Source organism: Mesorhizobium sp. M1E.F.Ca.ET.063.01.1.1 (genome assembly GCF_003998155.1).
GTDB lineage: Bacteria > Pseudomonadota > Alphaproteobacteria > Rhizobiales > Rhizobiaceae > Mesorhizobium.
Genome location: NZ_RZSC01000610.1, coordinates 1 through 3,593, shown reverse-complemented (window position 1 = coordinate 3,593; position 3,593 = coordinate 1). Strand labels below are relative to the sequence as shown.

Genomic DNA, 3,593 nt, shown 5'->3' with positions numbered 1-3,593 from the left:
GGGTCGGGCATGAGCGTGTCTCGAGCCGGTGATCAACCTTCGGCCGGCAGCGTCACCACGAAGCGCGCGCCCTTGATCTCGCCGGGCTTGGTGCCGGGGATGTTTTCCGCCGTCAGCGTGCCGCCATGCGCCTCGACGATCTGGCGGCTGATCGACAGGCCGAGGCCGGAATTCTGGCCGAAGGCCTCGCCGGCGGGCCGGTCGGTGTAGAAGCGCTCGAAAATGCGGTCGATCTTTTCGGCCCTGATGCCCGGACCGTTGTCGTCGACGGTGACGATGTTGAACTTGCCGGCGCGCGCCAGCGAGATGGTGATGTGGCCGTGTTCCTCGGGAACGAAGGAGCGGGCGTTCTCGATCAGGTTGGTGATGACCTGGCCGATCCTCAGATCGTGGCCGGCGACGACATAGCCTTTGACGCCCTGCGGCAGCTTGGCGACCTTGAGCTCGATCTCGACCGCCTTCTTGTTGCGCGTCGTCTCGCGCGAGACCGCGATGAGGTCGGTGACGAATTTCTTCAGATCGACGGTTCCCGCGTCTTCCCGCGCGAGTTCGGCATCGAGCCTTGATGCGTCGGAAATATCGGTGATCAGCCGGTCGAGCCGCCTCACATCGTGCTGGATTATCTCCATCAGCCGGGCGCGGGAGGTGTCGTTCTTGGCCAGCGGCAGTGTTTCGACCGCGCTGCGCAGCGAGGTCAGCGGGTTCTTGAGCTCGTGCGAGACGTCGGCGGCGAAGCTCTCGATGGCCTCGATGCGCGCGTAGAGCGCATTGGTCATGTCGCGCACCGCGATCGACAAATTGCCGATCTCGTCCTGCCGGTCGGAGAAGTCCGGGATTTCCTCGCGGCTCTTGACGCCGCGCCGCACCCTGACGGCGGCGGCGGAAAGCCGCCGCAGCGGATTGGCGATGGTGGAGGCCAAAAGCATCGAGAGGATGGCGGTGACGAGTGCCGCGATGCCGAACACGCGCAGGATCGCCTTGCGTTCGGCCGCGACGATCTTGTCGATATCGCCGCCTTCGGTGGACAGCATCAGCACGCCGAGCACGGCGCGGAAGCGCTGGATCGGCACCGCGACCGAGACGATCTGCTCGCCCTGCTCGCTCACCCGCACGATCGTCGAGGGGCCGCCGGTCAGCGCCTTCACCACTTCGGGGAAGGCCGCGCCATTGCCGCCGGGCTGCTCGTGATAGACGGGCAGGTCCTTGTTGCGGAAAAAGTCGAAGACGAATTTTTCGACGCGCTCCAGAAGGTCCGGCTGTTCGTCGTCGACCGGCGGCAGGTCGTAGCGCAGGATCTGGCCGCGCGAATAGAGATGGCGCGAATCGAGCAAAAGGTTCGCGTCGCGGTCATAGATGCGGGCGCGCGTGCGCGTCGGCGAGATCAGGCGTCTCAGCACCGGCGCCACGCGCTCGGGATTGATCGGGAAGTCGAGATTGTCGAGCTGGTCGGAACCCGGCCCAAGGCTTTCGCCGGCCTGCAGTTCGAGAAGCTTTTCCGGATCGATGCTGATCGAGTCGGTCTCGACCGTCGCCGAGGCCGCGATCGCGCCGGCGATGATCTCGCCTTGCGTCATCAGGCTTTCGACGCGGGCGTCGATCAGGCCGTCGCGGAAGGTGTTGAGGTAGAGGATGCCGGTGACCAGCACCGCAAGGCCGGCCAGGTTGAGGAACAGGATGCGCCGCGTCAGGCTGGAGAAGATGTGATGGCCGAGAAAACGGCGCATCGGCACCGTGATCTTCGACACGAATGCGGGCACGATCCGCGACGGGCGCCTCGCCGCGCCCGCCCGCCTGCCTCGCTCTACGTCCACTGCCATCAACTAGCAGTCCCTGCTCAAATTAGTGAGTAGTGAGTAGGCAGTAGGGAATAGAGAAATGGTTGGCTGACCGTGGCGATGCATGAGTGGCCGCTCGCACCATTCAAAACTGACTACCGACTATTCCCTACTGCCTACTACCTATTCATGCCTCGCGGAACCGGTATCCGACTCCGTACAGGGTTTCGATCATCTCGAAGTCGTCGTCGACGGCCTTGAACTTCTTGCGCAGCCGCTTGATGTGGCTGTCGATGGTGCGGTCGTCGACATAGACCTGCTCATCATAGGCCGAATCCATCAGCGCATCACGGCTTTTTACCACGCCCGGGCGCTGCGCCAGCGAATGCAGGATCAGGAATTCGGTCACCGTCAGCGTCACCGGCTCGCCCTTCCAGGTGCAGGTGTGCCGCTCCTGGTCCATCACCAACTGGCCGCGTTCGAGCGAGCGGGCCTGCTGGCTGGGCGCCTTGGCGGCCGCCTCGCGGGCGCTGGTGCGGCGCAGCACCGCGCGTACCCGCTCGACCAGCAGGCGCTGCGAGAACGGTTTGCGGATGAAGTCGTCGGCGCCCATCTTGAGTCCGAACAACTCGTCGATCTCGTCGTCCTTTGAGGTCAGGAAGATCACCGGCAGGTCTGATTTCTGCCGCATCCGGCGCAACAGCTCCATGCCGTCCATGCGCGGCATCTTGATGTCGAGGATGGCGAGGTTCGGCGGCCGCGCCGCCAGGCCTTCCAGCGCCGAGGCGCCATCGGTATAGGTTTCGACGCGGTAGCCCTCGGATTCGAGCGCGATCGACACCGAAGTCAGAATGTTGCGGTCGTCATCGACAAGCGCGATAGTTGCCATTTCAAGCGGCTCCCTCATGAGCTGTCCCTTCTGTCGTCGAGAAGGGGCTTTTGCAGGACAAATTGGGTACAAAATGTGGCATGGGCTCCGCTCGAAGTCACGGGCGGCCTGCCGCTACACACGATCGCACCCTTGACGGGATTGGACGAACGAAGCCTGCCAATCCTTTGGGCAACCTCTGTGACTTTTTGCACATTTAAACGATTTAAACAACTTTCAAATTTTTTAAATCGATTAATGATTTGATATCATTTGCCTTTTCTGGTTCTGAGCCTATCTGCCTTCAGCGCAGGCCCCGGAAATCCACCGGCCAGATGCGGCCAAATCCAGAGAGGAAATTTGATGTCGGAAGTCGGCAAACGCAATCCCGATTGCGCCATTGACGCCATTGGCCTGAAGACGACCGGCACGGTGCGTTACAATCTGGGTGCCGCCGAACTCTATGAGGAAGCGATCCGCCGCGGCGAGGCGAAACTGACGGCGCAGGGCGCGCTGGTTGCCGAGACCGGCCAGCACACCGGCCGCTCGCCCAAGGACAAGTTCGTCGTGCGCGACGAGAGCACCGGGCCGCACGTCTGGTGGGACAACAACAAGGCGATCTCGCAGGCTGAGTTCGAGGCGCTGCTTGCCGATTTCCGAGCCCATGCGATGGCCAAGGATCTCTATGTGCAGGACCTCGTCGGCGGCGCCGACGCCGAGCTCCAGTTGCCGGTTCGGGTCGTCACCGAATTCGCCTGGCATTCGCTGTTCATCCGCAATCTCTTGATCCGCCCGCAGGCGGCCGAGTTGGACCGTTTCGTGCCGGAGATGACGATCATCGACCTGCCGTCCTTCCGCGCCGACCCGGCGCGCCACGGCACCCGCACCGAAACGGTGATCGCGGTCGATCTGACCCGCAAGATCGTGCTGATCGGCGGCACCTCCTACGC

The 3,593-nt window shown here is 63.1% G+C and carries 3 protein-coding genes; 1 reads left to right on the top strand and 2 read right to left on the bottom strand.

Annotated features, from left to right (window positions below; genetic code table 11):
* Positions 1-32 precede the first annotated feature (32 nt).
* Together EOA29_RS29105 and EOA29_RS29100 are read right to left on the bottom strand one after the other, a co-directional pair.
* Positions 33-1,817, bottom strand: a complete 1,785-nt coding sequence (locus EOA29_RS29105; RefSeq protein ID WP_126090852.1) for a sensor histidine kinase — start codon at positions 1,815-1,817, stop codon at positions 33-35.
* 145 nt (positions 1,818-1,962) lie between these two features.
* The gene (locus tag EOA29_RS29100; protein WP_006201274.1) at positions 1,963-2,664 is read right to left on the bottom strand and encodes a response regulator transcription factor; all 702 of its coding nucleotides are present in this window, start codon (positions 2,662-2,664) and stop codon (positions 1,963-1,965) included.
* A 342-nt stretch (positions 2,665-3,006) separates the two neighbouring features.
* On the opposite strand from EOA29_RS29100, the gene EOA29_RS29095 reads away from it, so the two are divergent.
* Positions 3,007-3,593 (top strand): phosphoenolpyruvate carboxykinase (ATP) (locus EOA29_RS29095; RefSeq protein WP_127221956.1); only part of this gene is annotated, 587 nt, incomplete at its 3' end.

Excerpts from the sequence above, each read along its gene's own strand:
- EOA29_RS29105 (WP_126090852.1), bottom strand. The coding sequence starts at position 1,817 with ATGGCAGTGGACGTAGAGCGAGGCAGGCGGGCGGGCGCGGCGAGGCGC.
- EOA29_RS29100 (WP_006201274.1), bottom strand. The coding sequence starts at position 2,664 with ATGGCAACTATCGCGCTTGTCGATGACGACCGCAACATTCTGACTTCG.